Source organism: Streptomyces sp. NPDC048481 (assembly GCF_043200075.1).
Lineage (GTDB): Bacteria > Actinomycetota > Actinomycetes > Streptomycetales > Streptomycetaceae > Streptomyces.
This window is the reverse complement of sequence record NZ_JBICXC010000001.1, coordinates 514,525-528,519: the sequence shown is the minus strand read 5'-3', so window position 1 is coordinate 528,519 and position 13,995 is coordinate 514,525. Positions and strand designations below refer to the sequence as shown.

At 71.7% G+C, this 13,995-nt stretch carries 15 protein-coding genes and 2 tRNA genes; 2 read left to right on the top strand and 15 right to left on the bottom strand.

All coding sequences use genetic code 11. The features are described 5' to 3' along the window. Positions 1-108: 108 nt before the first annotated feature. The 4 genes from ACGFSH_RS02185 to ACGFSH_RS02170 form a co-directional block, all read right to left on the bottom strand. Positions 109-181: transfer RNA gene (locus ACGFSH_RS02185), tRNA-Ala, on the bottom strand. Between the two features lie 161 nt (positions 182-342). Next, positions 343-576 carry a hypothetical protein gene (locus ACGFSH_RS02180; RefSeq protein ID WP_003976229.1) on the bottom strand — a complete coding sequence of 78 codons (234 nt, stop codon included), beginning with the start codon at positions 574-576 and terminating at the stop codon, positions 343-345. A gap of 3 nt (positions 577-579) precedes the next feature. Next, a complete protein-coding gene (locus ACGFSH_RS02175; RefSeq protein WP_256914421.1) occupies positions 580-753 on the bottom strand; it encodes a hypothetical protein in 174 nt (57 codons plus the stop codon). Between the two features lie 69 nt (positions 754-822). Continuing rightward, entirely contained in the window at positions 823-2,325 is a 1,503-nt protein-coding gene (locus ACGFSH_RS02170; protein WP_393344054.1) for an MFS transporter, read from the bottom strand. Positions 2,326-2,662: 337 nt separating this feature from the next. Here ACGFSH_RS02170 and ACGFSH_RS02165 point away from each other — a divergent pair, with 337 nt between their 5' ends. Beyond that, positions 2,663-3,436, top strand: a complete 774-nt coding sequence (locus ACGFSH_RS02165; RefSeq protein WP_393345448.1) for a helix-turn-helix transcriptional regulator — start codon at positions 2,663-2,665, stop codon at positions 3,434-3,436. A 103-nt stretch (positions 3,437-3,539) separates the two neighbouring features. Here ACGFSH_RS02165 and ACGFSH_RS02160 read toward each other — a convergent pair. The 7 genes from ACGFSH_RS02160 to ACGFSH_RS02130 form a co-directional block, all read right to left on the bottom strand. Further along, positions 3,540-3,612 (bottom strand) — tRNA-Ala (locus ACGFSH_RS02160). A 94-nt stretch (positions 3,613-3,706) separates the two neighbouring features. Further along, on the bottom strand, positions 3,707-4,381 hold the full coding sequence (locus ACGFSH_RS02155) for a histidine phosphatase family protein (RefSeq protein ID WP_393344052.1): 675 nt from the start codon (positions 4,379-4,381) through the stop codon (positions 3,707-3,709). After that, positions 4,378-4,824, bottom strand: a complete 447-nt coding sequence (gene rsfS, locus ACGFSH_RS02150) for a ribosome silencing factor (protein WP_393344050.1) — start codon at positions 4,822-4,824, stop codon at positions 4,378-4,380. The genes ACGFSH_RS02155 and rsfS overlap by 4 nt, the downstream gene beginning before the upstream one ends. Positions 4,825-4,999: 175 nt before the next feature. After that, complete coding sequence (locus ACGFSH_RS02145; RefSeq protein ID WP_393344048.1) at positions 5,000-6,943, bottom strand: LytR C-terminal domain-containing protein; 1,944 nt, start codon at positions 6,941-6,943, stop codon at positions 5,000-5,002. A 16-nt stretch (positions 6,944-6,959) separates the two neighbouring features. Next, positions 6,960-7,586, bottom strand: coding sequence for a nicotinate-nucleotide adenylyltransferase (nadD, locus tag ACGFSH_RS02140; protein ID WP_329409786.1), 627 nt, complete (start codon positions 7,584-7,586; stop codon positions 6,960-6,962). Positions 7,587-7,683: 97 nt separating this feature from the next. Then, positions 7,684-7,848 (bottom strand): hypothetical protein, encoded by a 165-nt coding sequence (locus tag ACGFSH_RS02135; protein ID WP_107450361.1) that lies wholly within the window; start codon positions 7,846-7,848, stop codon positions 7,684-7,686. A 143-nt stretch (positions 7,849-7,991) separates the two neighbouring features. After that, a complete protein-coding gene (locus ACGFSH_RS02130; protein ID WP_393344045.1) occupies positions 7,992-8,153 on the bottom strand; it encodes a hypothetical protein in 162 nt (53 codons plus the stop codon). 135 nt (positions 8,154-8,288) lie between these two features. Here ACGFSH_RS02130 and ACGFSH_RS02125 point away from each other — a divergent pair, with 135 nt between their 5' ends. Further along, positions 8,289-9,464 carry a M48 family metallopeptidase gene (locus ACGFSH_RS02125; RefSeq protein WP_393344043.1) on the top strand — a complete coding sequence of 392 codons (1,176 nt, stop codon included), beginning with the start codon at positions 8,289-8,291 and terminating at the stop codon, positions 9,462-9,464. Between the two features lie 119 nt (positions 9,465-9,583). On the opposite strand, the gene ACGFSH_RS02120 is transcribed toward ACGFSH_RS02125, so the two are convergent. The 4 genes from ACGFSH_RS02120 to ACGFSH_RS02105 all read right to left on the bottom strand — a co-directional run bounded on the left by ACGFSH_RS02120 (position 9,584) and on the right by ACGFSH_RS02105 (position 13,861). Then, positions 9,584-10,654 (bottom strand): hypothetical protein, encoded by a 1,071-nt coding sequence (locus ACGFSH_RS02120; protein WP_393344041.1) that lies wholly within the window; start codon positions 10,652-10,654, stop codon positions 9,584-9,586. A gap of 137 nt (positions 10,655-10,791) precedes the next feature. Next, positions 10,792-11,367, bottom strand: coding sequence for a hypothetical protein (locus ACGFSH_RS02115; protein ID WP_393344039.1), 576 nt, complete (start codon positions 11,365-11,367; stop codon positions 10,792-10,794). Positions 11,368-11,497: 130 nt separating this feature from the next. Continuing rightward, a complete protein-coding gene (locus ACGFSH_RS02110; RefSeq protein ID WP_393344037.1) occupies positions 11,498-12,784 on the bottom strand; it encodes a glutamate-5-semialdehyde dehydrogenase in 1,287 nt (428 codons plus the stop codon). Between the two features lie 546 nt (positions 12,785-13,330). Continuing rightward, the gene (locus ACGFSH_RS02105) at positions 13,331-13,861 is read right to left on the bottom strand and encodes a hypothetical protein (protein WP_393344035.1); all 531 of its coding nucleotides are present in this window, start codon (positions 13,859-13,861) and stop codon (positions 13,331-13,333) included. Positions 13,862-13,995 lie beyond the last annotated feature (134 nt).

Genomic DNA, 13,995 nt, shown 5'->3' with positions numbered 1-13,995 from the left:
GCGTGTGGGGGCCGCCTGACAACAGGCGGCCCCCACACGCGTGTGTCAACGGCCCCTGAACGCAAAAAAGATCCCGCCGGATCGCATCCGATCCGGCGGGATCTGCTGTGGAGCTAAGGAGAATTGAACTCCTGACCTCCTGCATGCCATGCAGGCGCTCTACCAACTGAGCTATAGCCCCTCATGGTCGAACGGCGAAGCCGTTCATCGACCGTGTCGCCCGGTTTCCCCGGCGGCGACGCCAACATTACCGGTACGACGGGTGGAGCACCAAATCGTTTCCACCCTGCCCGATTTCGCCCTGCATGACCGTTCTGCGGCGCGGATTCCCGCAGAAGGCCGTCAGGCGGTGACGAACGAATAGAAGCGCTTGAGCGTGCAGTGCTCCTCCAGCAGACGCCCGTAGATCGGCTCGCCCTCCAGTTCCCGGTAGGTCTCGATCGGGTCGCCCTTTATGATCAGCGCCCGCGCGCATTCCTCGCACCAGTACTGGTAGTCGGGGTTGACCGGCTCCATGTCACGGACGATCGGGGTGCCGCTGCCGCACCAGTCGCACTTTCGCCTGTGTGCACCCATCGATCAGCTCCAGCTGTGGCCGCAGGCCGTGCACACGTAGGAAGTCCCGCCGTTGTCGCCGAGCACCAGGGCCACATGACCGGAACCGCAGGAGGGGCAGCTGAGCCGGGTGGCCTTGTCCCGTGTCAACGCCGCTTCGGAGAGATGGCCGACCTCTCCGAGGATGCTCGCAGGCATCGCTACTCCCTCCCGTCGGGCCGCGCCCCCTTCCGGCCGTTTGATTCTGCCACGGCCGGAGCAATACGGTCAGCGACGCCTCAGTACCAGTCCGGACACGGCACCGAGGACTGCTGTCGTAGCGAGCGCGAACATGCATGTGAGAAGCGCTTCCGCAGAGGTATACGCCGCCGGGGCCCCAAGTGACTCAAGCCGGTTGAAGAACAGTGTGCCGAAGACCGCCACACCGATCAGCTGCCCCAGCTGGGTCACCGTGGCGAGCAGCCCGCTGGCGTCCGCCGCGTCCTCGGGCCGCACCGCCGCCAGCGCCCCGGTCAGCGTCGGGCCGAAGGCGAGCGCGAGTCCGGCGCCCACGCCGGCGTACGCGACGAACAGCCACGCGCCCCCGTGGTCGCCGCCCTCGAAGGCCAGACCCACACCGGTCACCGACAGCGCGGTGAGCACGAAACCGACCGTGGCCGGCGACCGCCGCCAGGGTTCGGGCCACCTGCGCCAGGTCAGCCCGACCACCCCGAAGACGACCGCGGTCGGCGCGAACGTGAGCCCGGCGCGCAGCGCGCTGTAGCCGAGGCCGCCCTGGACGTGCAGCGTCAGCACGAAGAGGAAGCCGCCGTTGACCGCCATCACCGCCATGACGCGCAGCACGGCCAGGCCCATCCCCGGGTGGCGCAGCACTCGCGGTGCGATCAACGGGGAACCGCCGCGCCGGGCCAGTCGCACCTCGTAGCCGCAGAAGGCGACGAACACGAGCGCGCCGACGGCCAGCGACAGCCAGGACCACCACGGCCAGCCCTCGTCCTGCCCGAGCACCAGCGGCACCGTGACCAGCGACACGGCCGCGCCCAGGAGCACGAGACCGGGCCAGTCCGACCCGCGCGCCCCTTCGCGCGCCGCTCGCCCCACCGACTCCCGCCCCACGCCCCCGCCCCGCGGCAGTACGCGCCTGCCGACGGCCAGCAGGACGAGGCCCACCGGCACGTTGACGAGGAACACCGGCCGCCAGCCGGCGCCCAGCAGGTCGGCGCTGACCAGCACGCCGCCCACCACCTGCCCGGCCGCCGCGCCGACGGCGATCACCGCCGAGTAGACGCCCAGCGCCCGCACCCGGGCCTCGCCCGTGAACGTGCGCTGTATCAGGCTGAGCACCTGCGGGATCATCACCGCCGACCCGGCGCCCTGCACCAGCCGGAACACGATCAGCTCGGTGCTCCCGCCGGCCAGTCCGCAGGCCAGCGACGCCGCGGTGAACAGCGCGAGCCCGACCAGGTGGACCCGGCCGTGCCCGAACCGGTCGCCGAGGCGCGCGCCGGTGATCAGCAGCACCGAGTAGGTGATGGCGTAGCCGGCGACGACCAGTTGCAGGTCCGCGCCGGAGGCGTTCAGGTCGGAACCGATCGTGGGGGCCGCGACGTTCACGATGAAGACGTCGAGCAGTGCCATGAACTGGGCCGCCAGCACGACCGCCAGCAACCGCCGGGGCCGATTGTCAGTGGCGGGGGCTTTACTGGCGACAGGACGTGAAACGGGTGGAACGGGTGCGGGGACCGGGCTCGTCCCGGAAGTCGTCGTCATGCCGTCGAGCGTGACGAGGATCCGGTACGGGTGCCGAGAGCCCGCCGATGCTGGTACTGACAGCACCTGGCAGACGCCGGACGGGGGATCGACCATGGGGGACGTGGGGAACGTGACGACGGGGAACGGCATGGCGGGAAGCGTGACGCCGCGCATCGTGGCGACGGTGGCGTGGGCGGGCCCGGAGGCGGGGATCGCCGGGAAGCCGAGGACGGCGGCCGGAGCAGGAGGAGAGACCGGGCACCCGCCCGGCGCGGGCCGGGCACATCGCCGCAGGCCCGAGCTGGCCGCCTTCCTGCGCGGCAGGCGCGCCCGCGTGACACCGGGCGACGTCGGGATGCCGCCCGGTCTGCGGCGGCGCACACCGGGACTGCGGCGCGAGGAGGTCGCCCAGCTCTCGGGGGTGGGCGTCACCTGGTACACGTGGCTGGAGCAGGGGCGGCCGATCAATGCCTCCGCGCAGGTCCTCGACGCCGTGGCACGCACCCTGCGCCTCGACCCGCCGGAGCGGGAGCATCTGTACCACCTGGCGGAGGTGCCCTTCGCGTCTCCTCCCGAGGCGCTGGTGCAGAGCGTGGGTGCGGAGATCCGGGGCATCATCGACGCCCTGGCGCCCCGCCCGGCGGTGGTCTACAACTCGCGTTACGACATCCTGGCCGCCAACGCCGTCTACCGCGACCTGTTCATCGCGCCGACGGCCGGGGCGGCCGCACGGGTGCCGGCGAACGCCATGTGGCGGCTGTTCACCGTGCCGGAGGAGGACTGCCCGCTGCTCTTCCGGGACCGTGAGCTGCGGATGATGGTGGCCACCCTGCGGGCGTCGTACGGGCTGCATGCGGGCGAGCCCGCCTGGGAGGGCTTCATAGCCGAGCTGGCGCAGGCCAGTCCCCATTTCGCGCAGCTGTGGGCCTCCGGCGACGTGGCGGAGCCGGGCCGACGCGTGAAGGCCTTCCGGCACGGGACGGTGGGCGAGCTGCGGATGACGTCCACGTCCCTGTCGATCGACGGGATGCCGGAGTGCCGGATCGTCGTCTACACGCCGGACGACGAGGAGACGGCCCGCCGCACGGCCCTGCTGCGGAGGGAGACGACAAAAAATCCCGCCCCCTGAGGGACGGGATCTTCGTGAACCGGTCTCGGCCGGCTCTCACCGGCTCCATCGATCTTTGACAACTCAACAGAGTGTCCATCGACTGATCGAACCGATCGATCTGTGGAGCTAAGGAGAATTGAACTCCTGACCTCCTGCATGCCATGCAGGCGCTCTACCAACTGAGCTATAGCCCCTTGCGTTCTTCCCGCTCCGCGGTGCGAACAAGAAGAACTTTAGCCTGCGACCTGCCGGAAAGTGAAATCCGGCCCCCGCGGGCCGAGCGGCCGCTCAGTCGTCGTCGCCGAGCACCGGCTCGGGCAGGGTGCCGGCGTTGTGCTCCAGCAGACGCCAGCCGCGCGCGCCCTCGCCGAGGACCGACCAGCAGCAGTTGGAGAGGCCGCCGAGGCTCTCCCAGTTGTGCGCCTCCAGGCCGAGGAGGCGGCCGATGGTGGTGCGGATGGTGCCGCCGTGGCTGACGACGACGAGCGTGCCGTCCTCGGGCAGCTTCTCGGCGTGCCGCAGCACGACCGGGGCGGCGCGGTCGGCCACCTCGGTCTCCAGCTCCCCGCCGCCGCGGCGGACCGGCTCACCGCGCTTCCACGCGGTGTACTCCGCACCGTGGCGGGCGATGATCTCCTCGTGCGTCAGCCCCTGCCAGGAACCCGCGTACGTCTCGCGCAGGGCTTCGTCGTGGGTGACTGCGAGCCCGGTGAGCGCGGCCAGCTCGGCGGCCGTGTTCGCGGCGCGGGACAGGTCCGAGGCGACGATCGCGTCGGGCTGGAGGGAGGCCAGCAGCCGGGCGGAGCGGCGGGCCTGGGCCACGCCGGTCTCGGTCAGTGCGACGTCGGTCGTGCCCTGGAAGCGGCGCTCCACGTTCCAGGCGGTCTGGCCGTGCCGCCAGAGGATGACGCGACGGCCGCGCCCCGGCTCGCGGGACGCGGCGCTCCGGGCGCGGGCAGTCACCGCAGGTCCCCGAATCCGGCGTCGGCGTCCTCCTCGGCCTGCAGCTCGGCGTGCTCCTGGGCCTTGCCGCGGGTCGCCTGGGCGTCGGCGGGCAGCTCCAGCTCGGGGCAGTCCTTCCACAGGCGCTCGAGGGCGTAGAAGACGCGCTCCTCGCTGTGCTGGACGTGGACGACGATGTCGACGTAGTCGAGCAGGATCCAGCGGGCGTCGCGGTCGCCCTCACGGCGTACCGGCTTGGCGCCGAGTTCCTTCTGGAGGCGCTCCTCGATCTCGTCGACGATCGACTTGACCTGGCGGTCGTTGGGGGCGGAGGCCAGCAGGAAGGCATCCGTGATCGACAGCACGTCGCTGACGTCGTAGGCGATGATGTCGTGCGCGAGCTTGTCGGCGGCCGCCTGCGCGGCGGTCTGGATGAGCTCGATGGAGCGGTCGGTGGCGGTCACTACGTGGCTTTCCGTCGGCGGACACTTGTCCTCAAGGGTCTCACGGACCGCCGACGCCACCCCACGCGATGAGCGGACCGCGCGGACAGGCGCCCGACTCCGGCCCCACCCGGCCCTCTCCCCCAGCCCTCTTCCCCGGCCCGCAGGGCGCGGACCAGGGGGACGGCCGGTCGGCTCACCCGGTCGCGGAGGGCTTGTAGTCCTCGCCCAGGACGACCGCCACGTCCGCGTTCCCGGAGACGGCGCCCTTCTTCACGGCGCCGGCGTCCAGGCCCAGGGTCTTGGCGACCTCGGTGGCGTTCTCCTTGTCGGCGGGGTCGGAGTACAGCACCCGGGAGGCGGCCTCGGTGCCCGACGGGGTGCCGGCGTCCAGGAAGGTGAAGCCGCCGTTGAGGAGGACCACGCGCGCGTCCTCGGTGTCGGCCTTGTCGCCGCTGGCGTTCTGGACGGACACGCTGACGGCGGCGCCCTTGTCCGGGCTCTTCGCGGTGCCGCCGAGGACGTCCTTGACGACGCTCGCGCTGGCCGCCGCGCTGAGGGTGCCGTCGTTCTGGACGGGGAGCAGGGCGGTCTTGTAGTCGCCGCCCTTGGCGAGTTCGGCCAGCCGGGCGAGGAAGGCGCCGAGGTCCTTGTCCGTCAGGGAGGGATCGAGGATCTGGGCCAGCGTCTGGACCGTGACGGTCGCGCCCTGCGCGTCGGAGGACACCTTGCGCAGCACGCCCTGCATGACCTGGCCGAACCGCTGCAACTGGGCGTTCTGGGGCTCCCCCGGGGCGCGGTAGGTGGCGTAGGCGACGGCCATCTTGCCGCTGAGGGTCTGGTCCCCGCCCTTGGGGACGAGCGGAGCCTGGCCCTTCTTTGCGGCCGGGTCGGGCACGGCCGCGTCGGTGTCGACCTCGATGTTGCCGACGAGGTCGACGAGGTTCTGCAGATACGGGGTGTCGAGCCGCCAGGTGCCCTCGATGCTGGTGCCCAGCACCGTGTCCAGCGCCTCGCGCGTCCCGGCGGAGCCGTCGTCGTCGACGGACTTGGCGAGTGTGGTCGTGGCGCCGTCGTCGTTCGTGAGGACGAGGGAGTTGGGCAGCAGGACCGTGGTGGCCTGCTTGGTCGTGGCGTTGTCGACGAGCAGCACCGTGGAGGTGCTCCCGCCCGCGGTGTTGTGCAGGTGGACGACGACCACGTCACGCTTCTGCGCACCGGCGGCGGCGGTCTTGGCGTCCGGGTCCGAGGACGACGACAGGCCGGGCAGCTTGCCGGCGAACCAGAGGTAGCCCACTCCCCCGACGGCGACCAGCGCCAGTACCACGGCGAGGGCCACGACGCGGCTGCGGGCGCGGCGCTTGGCCTCCTCGCGGCGCTCGGTGCGGTTCTCGGTGAAGTTCAGCCAGTCGATGACGTCCTCGGAGTCACCGGCCTGCTCCTCCACGAACGCGAACTGCTCGGTGCGGTAGTCCGGTTGGTCCCCCGAGGGGGCGTCGGCCCTCCCGCGGGCCCGGTCCGGGTCACCGGCTTCGCGACCGGCGTCGAAAGCCCCGGCTTCGGATTCCCCTGCCTCCGGGGTCTCCGTCGCGAAGGACCCGGTGTCAAAGGCGCCGGTGTCAAAGGACCCGGTCTCGGCGGGACCGGCCTGCTGGGGGATGTACGCGGTCTGTTCGGCGGTACGGGGCTGCTCGCCCCGGGGCTGCTGTCCGCCGGCGGCGGTCTGGCCGTAGGGGTCGTACGGCGTCTGGGTGGCGGCGCCGTACGGGTCGTAGCCGGCGGGGGCCTGGCCGCCCGTGTCGTAACCGGACGCGGCCGGCTGACGACCGGTCTCGTAGGAGCCGTACGGGTCGTGGGCGGGCGTCTGCTGCTGTCCGCCCGTGGCGTACAGGTCGTAGCCGTACGGCTGTTGGCCCTGCTGCCCCTGCTGCGCCTGTCCCGCGTACCCCCGCTGCTGCCCCTGGCGGTCCTGCGGGCCCGGGTAGCCCTGGTGTCCCTGCCCGCCGTCGCCGTAGGACTGTTGCGGCATCTGCCGGGGCGGGACCTGCGGGATCTGGCGGTAGACGGGCTGTCCGTACTCGTCGTAGCCGACGAGTTCGTACTGGCCGTCCCCGTATCCCGCGTCGTGTCGGTCGTTCACCGGTACCCCTCTCGGCTCACTCGCCGCGGTACAGCTCGCGCTTGTCGATGTAGCGCACGACTCCGTCGGGCACCAGATACCAGACGGGGTCGCCCTTGGCGACTCTCGCACGGCAGTCCGTCGAGGAGATGGCGAGCGCGGGGACCTCGACGAGCGAGACGCCGCCCTCGGGCAGGCCGGGGTCCATGAGGTTGTGCCCGGGCCGGGTGACGCCGACGAAGTGCGCGAGGGCGAACAGTTCCTCGCTGTCCCGCCAGGTCAGGATCTGGCCCAGGGCGTCGGCGCCGGTGATGAAGAACAGGTCCGTGTCGGGATTGAGGGCCCGCAGGTCGCGGAGGGTGTCCACGGTGTAGGTGGGGCCGCCGCGGTCGATGTCGATGCGGCTGACCGAGAACTGCGGATTCTCGGCGGTCGCGATGACCGTCATCAGATAGCGGTCCTCGGCCGGGGAGACACTGCGGTGGCTCTTCTGCCACGGCTGCCCGGTCGGCACGAACACGACCTCGTCCAGGTGGAACTGCGCGGCGACCTCACTGGCCGCCACGAGGTGTCCGTGGTGGATCGGATCGAACGTTCCGCCCATGACGCCGAGGCGGCGCTTGCCCGGATTCCTCGGGCCGGTAGGCATGTCCTGCTCTCCCATGCGTGCAGACCCTACCGGCCCGTTTCCGGGGCTCCGGCCGGCGCCTGTCCGGAGCGTCCCGCTATGCCGTGCTGCCCGTCGCTCAACACGCGTCGTCTCAGCGGTCGCGGTTGAAGCGGGTGGTGATCCACAGCAGGAGCAGCAGGATGAGGAACGCGCTGCCACCGGTGACCAGGGGGCTGAGGCTCTCGTGGTTGCCACCGTGCTCCTCGCCCTCGGCGGCGAGGGTGACCAACTGGGCAGCGGCGCTGTGAAGGCTCATCTTCGGCAGGACCTATCCGATGGAGGTCCCCCCGCTCGGCCGGGACCGAGAGTGGGGGAAGGCGGGAAAGACGTCGGCCCATGGTAAGCGTGAGGCTCGGCGGCGATCACGCCGACTCCGCCATTGGGAACCTTCGCGACAGCTCAGTCGTCCTTCCGCTTGTAGCCCCGCAGCAGAAACCACGCGGTGAGCACACAGCCCAGAATCATCACGATCAGTACGACGCGGAGCAGATTCCCCGCCCCCTGCTGCTGGGCGGCGACGGCGGCTTGGCCGAACCAGGCGGCTGCGGGGTGGTGCTCCATGGCGCGGGACTCCTTAGGTGTGGTGCCCGTCCACGGTAACGCCGCCGGGGCCGGGTTCCGCTCGGGGGGCGCAAAGGGCCGCACAAGGGTCCGCAAAGGGTCAGGTAAGGCCATACAGACGCACTGGGGGAAGACATGTCGGACGAAGGCCACGAGCAGCACGGCGCCGGTCACGAGAAGGCGCCGAGCAGGCGGCGCAGGCGCTTCCCCGGGATCTCCTCGCGCGCGTACGAGCACCCCGCGGACCGCTCCGCGCTGGTGGCGCTGCGCAAGCTCAGCGGCTTCGACACGGTGTTCAAGGCGCTCAGCGGGCTGCTGCCGGAGCGCAGTCTGAGACTGCTGTTCCTGTCGGACTCGGTGCGGGTGTCCGACCAGCAGTTCACGCATCTCAACGACATGCTGCGGGACGCCTGCTACATCCTGGACCTGGAGAAGGTCCCGCCCATGTACGTCAACCAGGATCCGCAGCCCAACGCGATGTGCATCGGCCTGGACGAGCCGATCATCGTCGTCACCACCGGTCTCGTCGAGCTGCTGGACGAGGAGGAGATGCGCGCGGTCGTCGGGCACGAGGTGGGCCACGCCCTGTCCGGGCACGCCGTGTACCGCACGATCCTGCTGTTCCTGACGAACCTGGCCATCCGGGTCGCCTGGATCCCGCTGGGCAACCTCGCGATCATGGCGATCGTGACGGCGCTGCGCGAGTGGTTCCGCAAGTCGGAGCTGTCCGCCGACCGCGCGGGTCTCCTCGTCGGCCAGGACCTGAAGGCGTCGATGCGCGGCCTCATGAAGATCGCCGGCGGCAACCACCTGCACGAGATGAACGTGGACGCGTTTCTCCAGCAGGCGGAGGAGTACGAGTCCGCCGGTGACCTGCGCGATTCGGTGCTGAAGATCCTCAACGTGCTGCCCCGCACCCACCCCTTCTCGACGGTGCGCGCCGCCGAGCTGAAGAAGTGGGCGGAGTCCCGCGACCACCAGCGGATCATGGACGGCCACTACCCGCGGCGCGGCGAGGACAAGAACACCTCGGTGACGGACTCGTTCCGGGAGTCGGCCGCCCACTACGCGACCAGCGTGAAGAGTTCCAAGGATCCGCTGATGAAGCTGGTCAGCGACATAGCCGGCGGGGCGGGGGACCTGGGCGGCAGGGTGCGGCGCGGTTTCGGCGGTTTCACCGGCCCGGCTCCGTCGGACGACGCCTCGCCGCGCAACGGCTCGAAGGGCGGTGGCACCGACGGCGAGGACGGCACGGGCGGGTCGGACGGCACCGACGGTCCTTCGCAGACGCCTCCGCGCGACGCCACCTGAGGGCGGGCGCGGGCCGGCGGTGCCGGGCGGTCGCCCGGCCGCGCGGGCCGACCGCCGCCCCCCGCCCGGCACCGGACCGCCCCCGGGATGGCCACACCTTGGCACCGACCCCGGGCAGGTCACACCTTGGGCTGGGCGCTCGTCGCCAGGGCGCCGCACAGGGCTGTCGCGTCGTCGGTCGCGTAGGGGTCCGTACCGGCCGGGCCGCCCGCCTTCGCAGTCTGGCCGGCGAGCAGGGGCCGCAGGTGGTTCGTGGAGTCCTCGGCGCAGGAGAGCGGGCCGGCCTGGACGTAGGACACGCTCAGCTGGAGCTGGTGGGTGCGCAGGTCGACGCGGTCGAAGCGGAAGTGCAGCTCGCGTCGGACGGTGAAGAGGGAGGCCTCGGCGCCCGTCTGCGCGCCAGTGGGGCGCAGGGCATACACGAAGGTGTGGTCGGCGGTCACTTCGAGGGTGGCGGAGTCGGTCTCGGCGGCGCTCAGGGTCCCCTGGACGCGGATCCGGGTGTCGGCCAGCTGCACCCGGGCGGGGTCGAAGCGGACCAGCCAGCCGGTCGGCGCGTGCCGTCCGTCGGCGGTCGGGCGGCTGAAGCTCTCGTCGAACTGGTCGAGCTGGTCGGCGTCCACCAGGGCGCGCACGGGCCGGACCTGCTGCCCGGTGAGCACCTCCGGGTAGAGGGAGGAGTGCACGAGGTAGTCCTTGGCCGTGGTCAGGGCGGTGACAACCTGGCTGTCGGAGAAGTGCGCGGTCCGCCGGGAGGCGGGCAGCGGGATGCCTTCGGCGCCGATGCGGAACTGTGCGGCGGGGCTGTGGGCGAACAGCGCCTCCGGGGTGGCCGCCCCGGGCACGACGCCCTGCGGCGAGAGGGGGATGACCGTCATCCGCAAGGGCTCGACGGACCGGCGCAGCGCCTGGTTCTGGTAAGGACTGCGCAGGCCCATGTAGACGGCCGTGCCGAAGGCGACGGCGATCAGCAGGACGAGGATCAGCGCCTGCCGCGACAGTCCCCGGCGCAGGGGGGGGCGGCGGCGGACGGCGGGGGCGTGGTCGCTCAGGCGTTCCTCTGCCGAGTACTCCTGGATACGGGCAGCGCGGACGAACGATTCGTCGAAGACGACGGATCGATACTCGTCCTCTGCGTTTCCGGAAGTGCCGTCGGGTGTCCCCTCCGGTGGGTCTCCAGGCCCGGCCATACTTTCAGAGTAGGTCGCGTGGAGCTCGGGTAAACGCCCCGCCATACCGCAACTTCTGACAGGTACTCACCAGCATTACCGCTCTGCCGTCACCGCTCTGCGCAGCGCCTTCGCACAGCCCTGCGTCGCACAGGTGTTCAGGGGGTGCGGGGGGCCGCGGAGACGGGTGGCCGGAAAGAGTCGGCGGATGCGGAGGGGGGCGGCACACTCCCCTGTTCGAGGCCGGTCGTGGCGGGCCCCGGCACCTGGTCCCGGCTGTCCGAGGAGCCGCCCCGGTAGACCGCGGCGAAGGCCAGCGCGACCATGCCGATGCCCATCACGACGGCGAGCATCCAGGCCACCGCGCGGTGCCAGCGGATCTGCTTGCCGTATGCGCCGGGCATGCCGTAGCCGCGCTCCCAGGCTTCGGGGAGGTCGGCGTCGTCCGGGTCGTCGAGGTCGGGATCATGGCCGAAACCGCCGGTCCCGTAGGGGTCGTCGTAGCGGTCGCCTCGCGCGCGGGCTCTGCGGGCCTCGGCCTCGGAGGCCCTCGCTCTCGCCTCGGCGGCGGCCAGGAGACGTTCGACGGCGGTCGGCTCGTGCACCACGGCCGCCTGTACGAAGGCCTCGTCGAAGACCACGGAGGCGAACTCTTCGTCCGACACCCCGCGGTCGTGATCGTCGTCGGGCTCCCAGCCGTCAGGGAACGGCATACCCCCCACGTCCTCCGGCACGGTTCCAGAGTAGACCTGGGGGGTCAATTTGGGCAGGCGGTAGGGAAATTCGTCCGCCGGATGAGACGCCTGTCACGACCTTCGGGGACCGGGTCCTGCGGTCTCCGCGAGGCGGGCGCGGCGGGCCCGGTCAGCGCCGTACGTGCCCGTCGCCGGTGACGATGTACTTGGTGCTGGTCAGCTCCGGCAGGCCCATCGGGCCCCGGGCGTGCAGCTTCTGGGTGGAGATGCCGATCTCCGCGCCGAAGCCGAACTGACCGCCGTCGGTGAAGCGCGTGGAGGCGTTCACGGCAACGGTGGTGGAATCCACCAACTGGGTGAATCGGCGGGCCGCCTGCTGCGAGGTGGTGACGATGGCCTCGGTGTGACCGGAGGTCCACAGCCGGATGTGCTCGACGGCCCGGTCCAGCGAATCGACGACGGCGGCGGCGATGTCGTAGGAGAGGTACTCGGTCTCCCAGTCCTCGGGGGTGGCTTCCACGACCGTCGCCTTGGAGTCCTCGGCGTACGCCAGGACACGCTCGTCGGCGTGGACGGTCACACCCGCCTCGGCGAGGGCGTCGAGGGCACGCGGCAGGAACGCGGGGGCGATGTCCTGGTGCACCAGGAGGGTCTCGGCGGCGTTGCAGACGCTGACCCGGTGCGCCTTGGAGTTGATCAGGATGTCGATCGCCATGTCGAGGTCGGCGTGGGCGTCGACGTAGACGTGGCAGTTGCCGGTGCCGGTCTCGATGACCGGGACGGTGGACTCCGTGACCACGGTCCGGATCAGCGACGCGCCGCCGCGCGGGATGAGGACGTCGACCAGTCCGCGGGCGCGCATCAGCTCGCCGACGCTCTCGCGGCCCTCGCCGGGCACCAGCTGGACGGCGTCGGCGGGCAGCCCGGCCCCGCCGACGGCGTCACGGAGCACCCTGACCAGGGCGGTGTTCGACTCGTAGGCGGAGGACGAGCCGCGCAGCAGCACCGCGTTGCCCGACTTCAGGCAGAGGGCGGCGGCGTCCACGGTGACGTTCGGGCGGGCCTCGTAGATGATGCCGACGACGCCGAGCGGGACCCGGACCTGGCGCAGGTCGATGCCGTTGGGGAGGGTGGAGCCCCGGACGACCTCGCCGACGGGGTCGGGCAGGGCGACGACGTCACGGACGTCCGAGGCGATGGCCCGCACCCGCTCCGGGGTGAGGGTCAGCCGGTCGACGATGGCCTCGCTGGTGCCGGCCTCCCGGGCCTTGGCGATGTCCTTGGCGTTGGCCTCGACGATTTCGCTCGTGCGGACCTCCAGCGCGTCCGCGATGGCGAGCAGCGCGTCGTCCTTCACGGCACGCGGCAGCGGCGCGAGGTCGGCGGCGGCCGCCTTGGCGCGGTAGGCGGCGCGGGTGACCGGGGACATGGAGTCGTACGGCGAGAGCGTGGTCATAAGGGAAGGGTAGTGCGCCGCACCGGCCGCTTCCCGGCTCGTTCCACACCCCGAGACATCCCGAGACCTCGCGGGGGCCGAGACGTCCGGGACCCCGAGATATCCGGGAGCCGCTCGAGACGTCCCGCGGCACCCGAGGCCCCCGCCCCCGGGGCCCTCCCGGCCCGCTGGCCACCTGGCCCCCGGCCGGCGGCCTTGGCCCCTTAAGCCGTGAGCACCACCTTGCGCCCCTGAGGCACGTCCGGGGCGCCCCCGACGGGGACGGGCACGCGCACAGACGTCGGAGCGACGCCATCCGCCGGAGGCCCCGGAGACGGCAACCGACGAGATGGATCACTGGCGTGGCCGCAGGCCCATGGGGCATCGGCCCTGCGCCAGGGGCTCCCTACCCCGGGCTCCGGGCTGCGTCCACGCATCAGGGGCTCCGGGTCCCGAGCCCCCAGGACACGAGTCCCAGGCCATGAACGCCAGGCGGCGGAGGACCGCTCGACCGGGCACGCGGTCAGCAGGGTTTCGGTGGGGGTTCGGTAGGGGGCCAGAACGGGTTCAGTACGGGTGGACCCCTACCGGGGTTGCCGGGGCCGGGCCGTAGCCCTCGGCGATGCGCTGGTGGTAGGTCTGGCGGTCGATGACCTCCAGGCCGACGATCTCCCACGGGGGCAGTCCGGCGGTCTGGCGGTGCTCGCCCCACAGGCGCAGGGCGACGGCGGCCGCGTCGTGCAGGTCGCGGGCCTCCTCCCAGTACCGGATCTCGGCGTGGTCGCCCGCGTATCTGCTGGTCAGGAGGAAGGGGTGGTCGTGAGCGAGCTGTTCGAGAGCGCGCCGGACCTCCTTCAGCGGGGCCCGCTCACCCGAGACGCTGAGGGTCACGTGCCACAGCCGGGGGACGTCCACGGGCTGCCCGCCCTTCGGCTCGGCGCTCTCCCGGGCCCGGTACGTCTCGCCGGCGGCCACGCTGGTCAGGGCTCGCTCCTCGCCGGGCGCACGCGCCGGCGCGCCCGCCGTGCGCGACGCCGTCCCGCCGGCCCCGCCGGTACTCCCACGGGTCGCTGCCACCCCAGGGCGCACTCGTCTCACGACGGCCTCCTTCACGCAGCGCTCGTGCGGTCGTGTGCCGCGTGCGCCCACCGGACTCGCGCGGCCTGTCCCCGTGACGGACCCGTGGTCCGCCCCTGAGAACAAAGTTGAGCAGGCCGCACGGCTCCGTGGGG

Bases quoted from the DNA above. Each gene is read 5' to 3' on its own strand.
- ACGFSH_RS02180 (WP_003976229.1), bottom strand. From the start codon at position 576: ATGGGTGCACACAGGCGAAAGTGCGACTGGTGCGGCAGCGGCACCCCG.
- ACGFSH_RS02175 (WP_256914421.1), bottom strand. From the start codon at position 753: ATGCCTGCGAGCATCCTCGGAGAGGTCGGCCATCTCTCCGAAGCGGCG.
- ACGFSH_RS02170 (WP_393344054.1), bottom strand. From the start codon at position 2,325: ATGACGACGACTTCCGGGACGAGCCCGGTCCCCGCACCCGTTCCACCC.
- ACGFSH_RS02165 (WP_393345448.1), top strand. From the start codon at position 2,663: ATGCCGCCCGGTCTGCGGCGGCGCACACCGGGACTGCGGCGCGAGGAG.
- nadD (WP_329409786.1), bottom strand. From the start codon at position 7,586: ATGGGAGAGCAGGACATGCCTACCGGCCCGAGGAATCCGGGCAAGCGC.
- ACGFSH_RS02135 (WP_107450361.1), bottom strand. From the start codon at position 7,848: ATGAGCCTTCACAGCGCCGCTGCCCAGTTGGTCACCCTCGCCGCCGAG.
- ACGFSH_RS02130 (WP_393344045.1), bottom strand. From the start codon at position 8,153: ATGGAGCACCACCCCGCAGCCGCCTGGTTCGGCCAAGCCGCCGTCGCC.
- ACGFSH_RS02125 (WP_393344043.1), top strand. From the start codon at position 8,289: ATGTCGGACGAAGGCCACGAGCAGCACGGCGCCGGTCACGAGAAGGCG.
- ACGFSH_RS02120 (WP_393344041.1), bottom strand. From the start codon at position 10,654: ATGGCCGGGCCTGGAGACCCACCGGAGGGGACACCCGACGGCACTTCC.
- ACGFSH_RS02110 (WP_393344037.1), bottom strand. From the start codon at position 12,784: ATGACCACGCTCTCGCCGTACGACTCCATGTCCCCGGTCACCCGCGCC.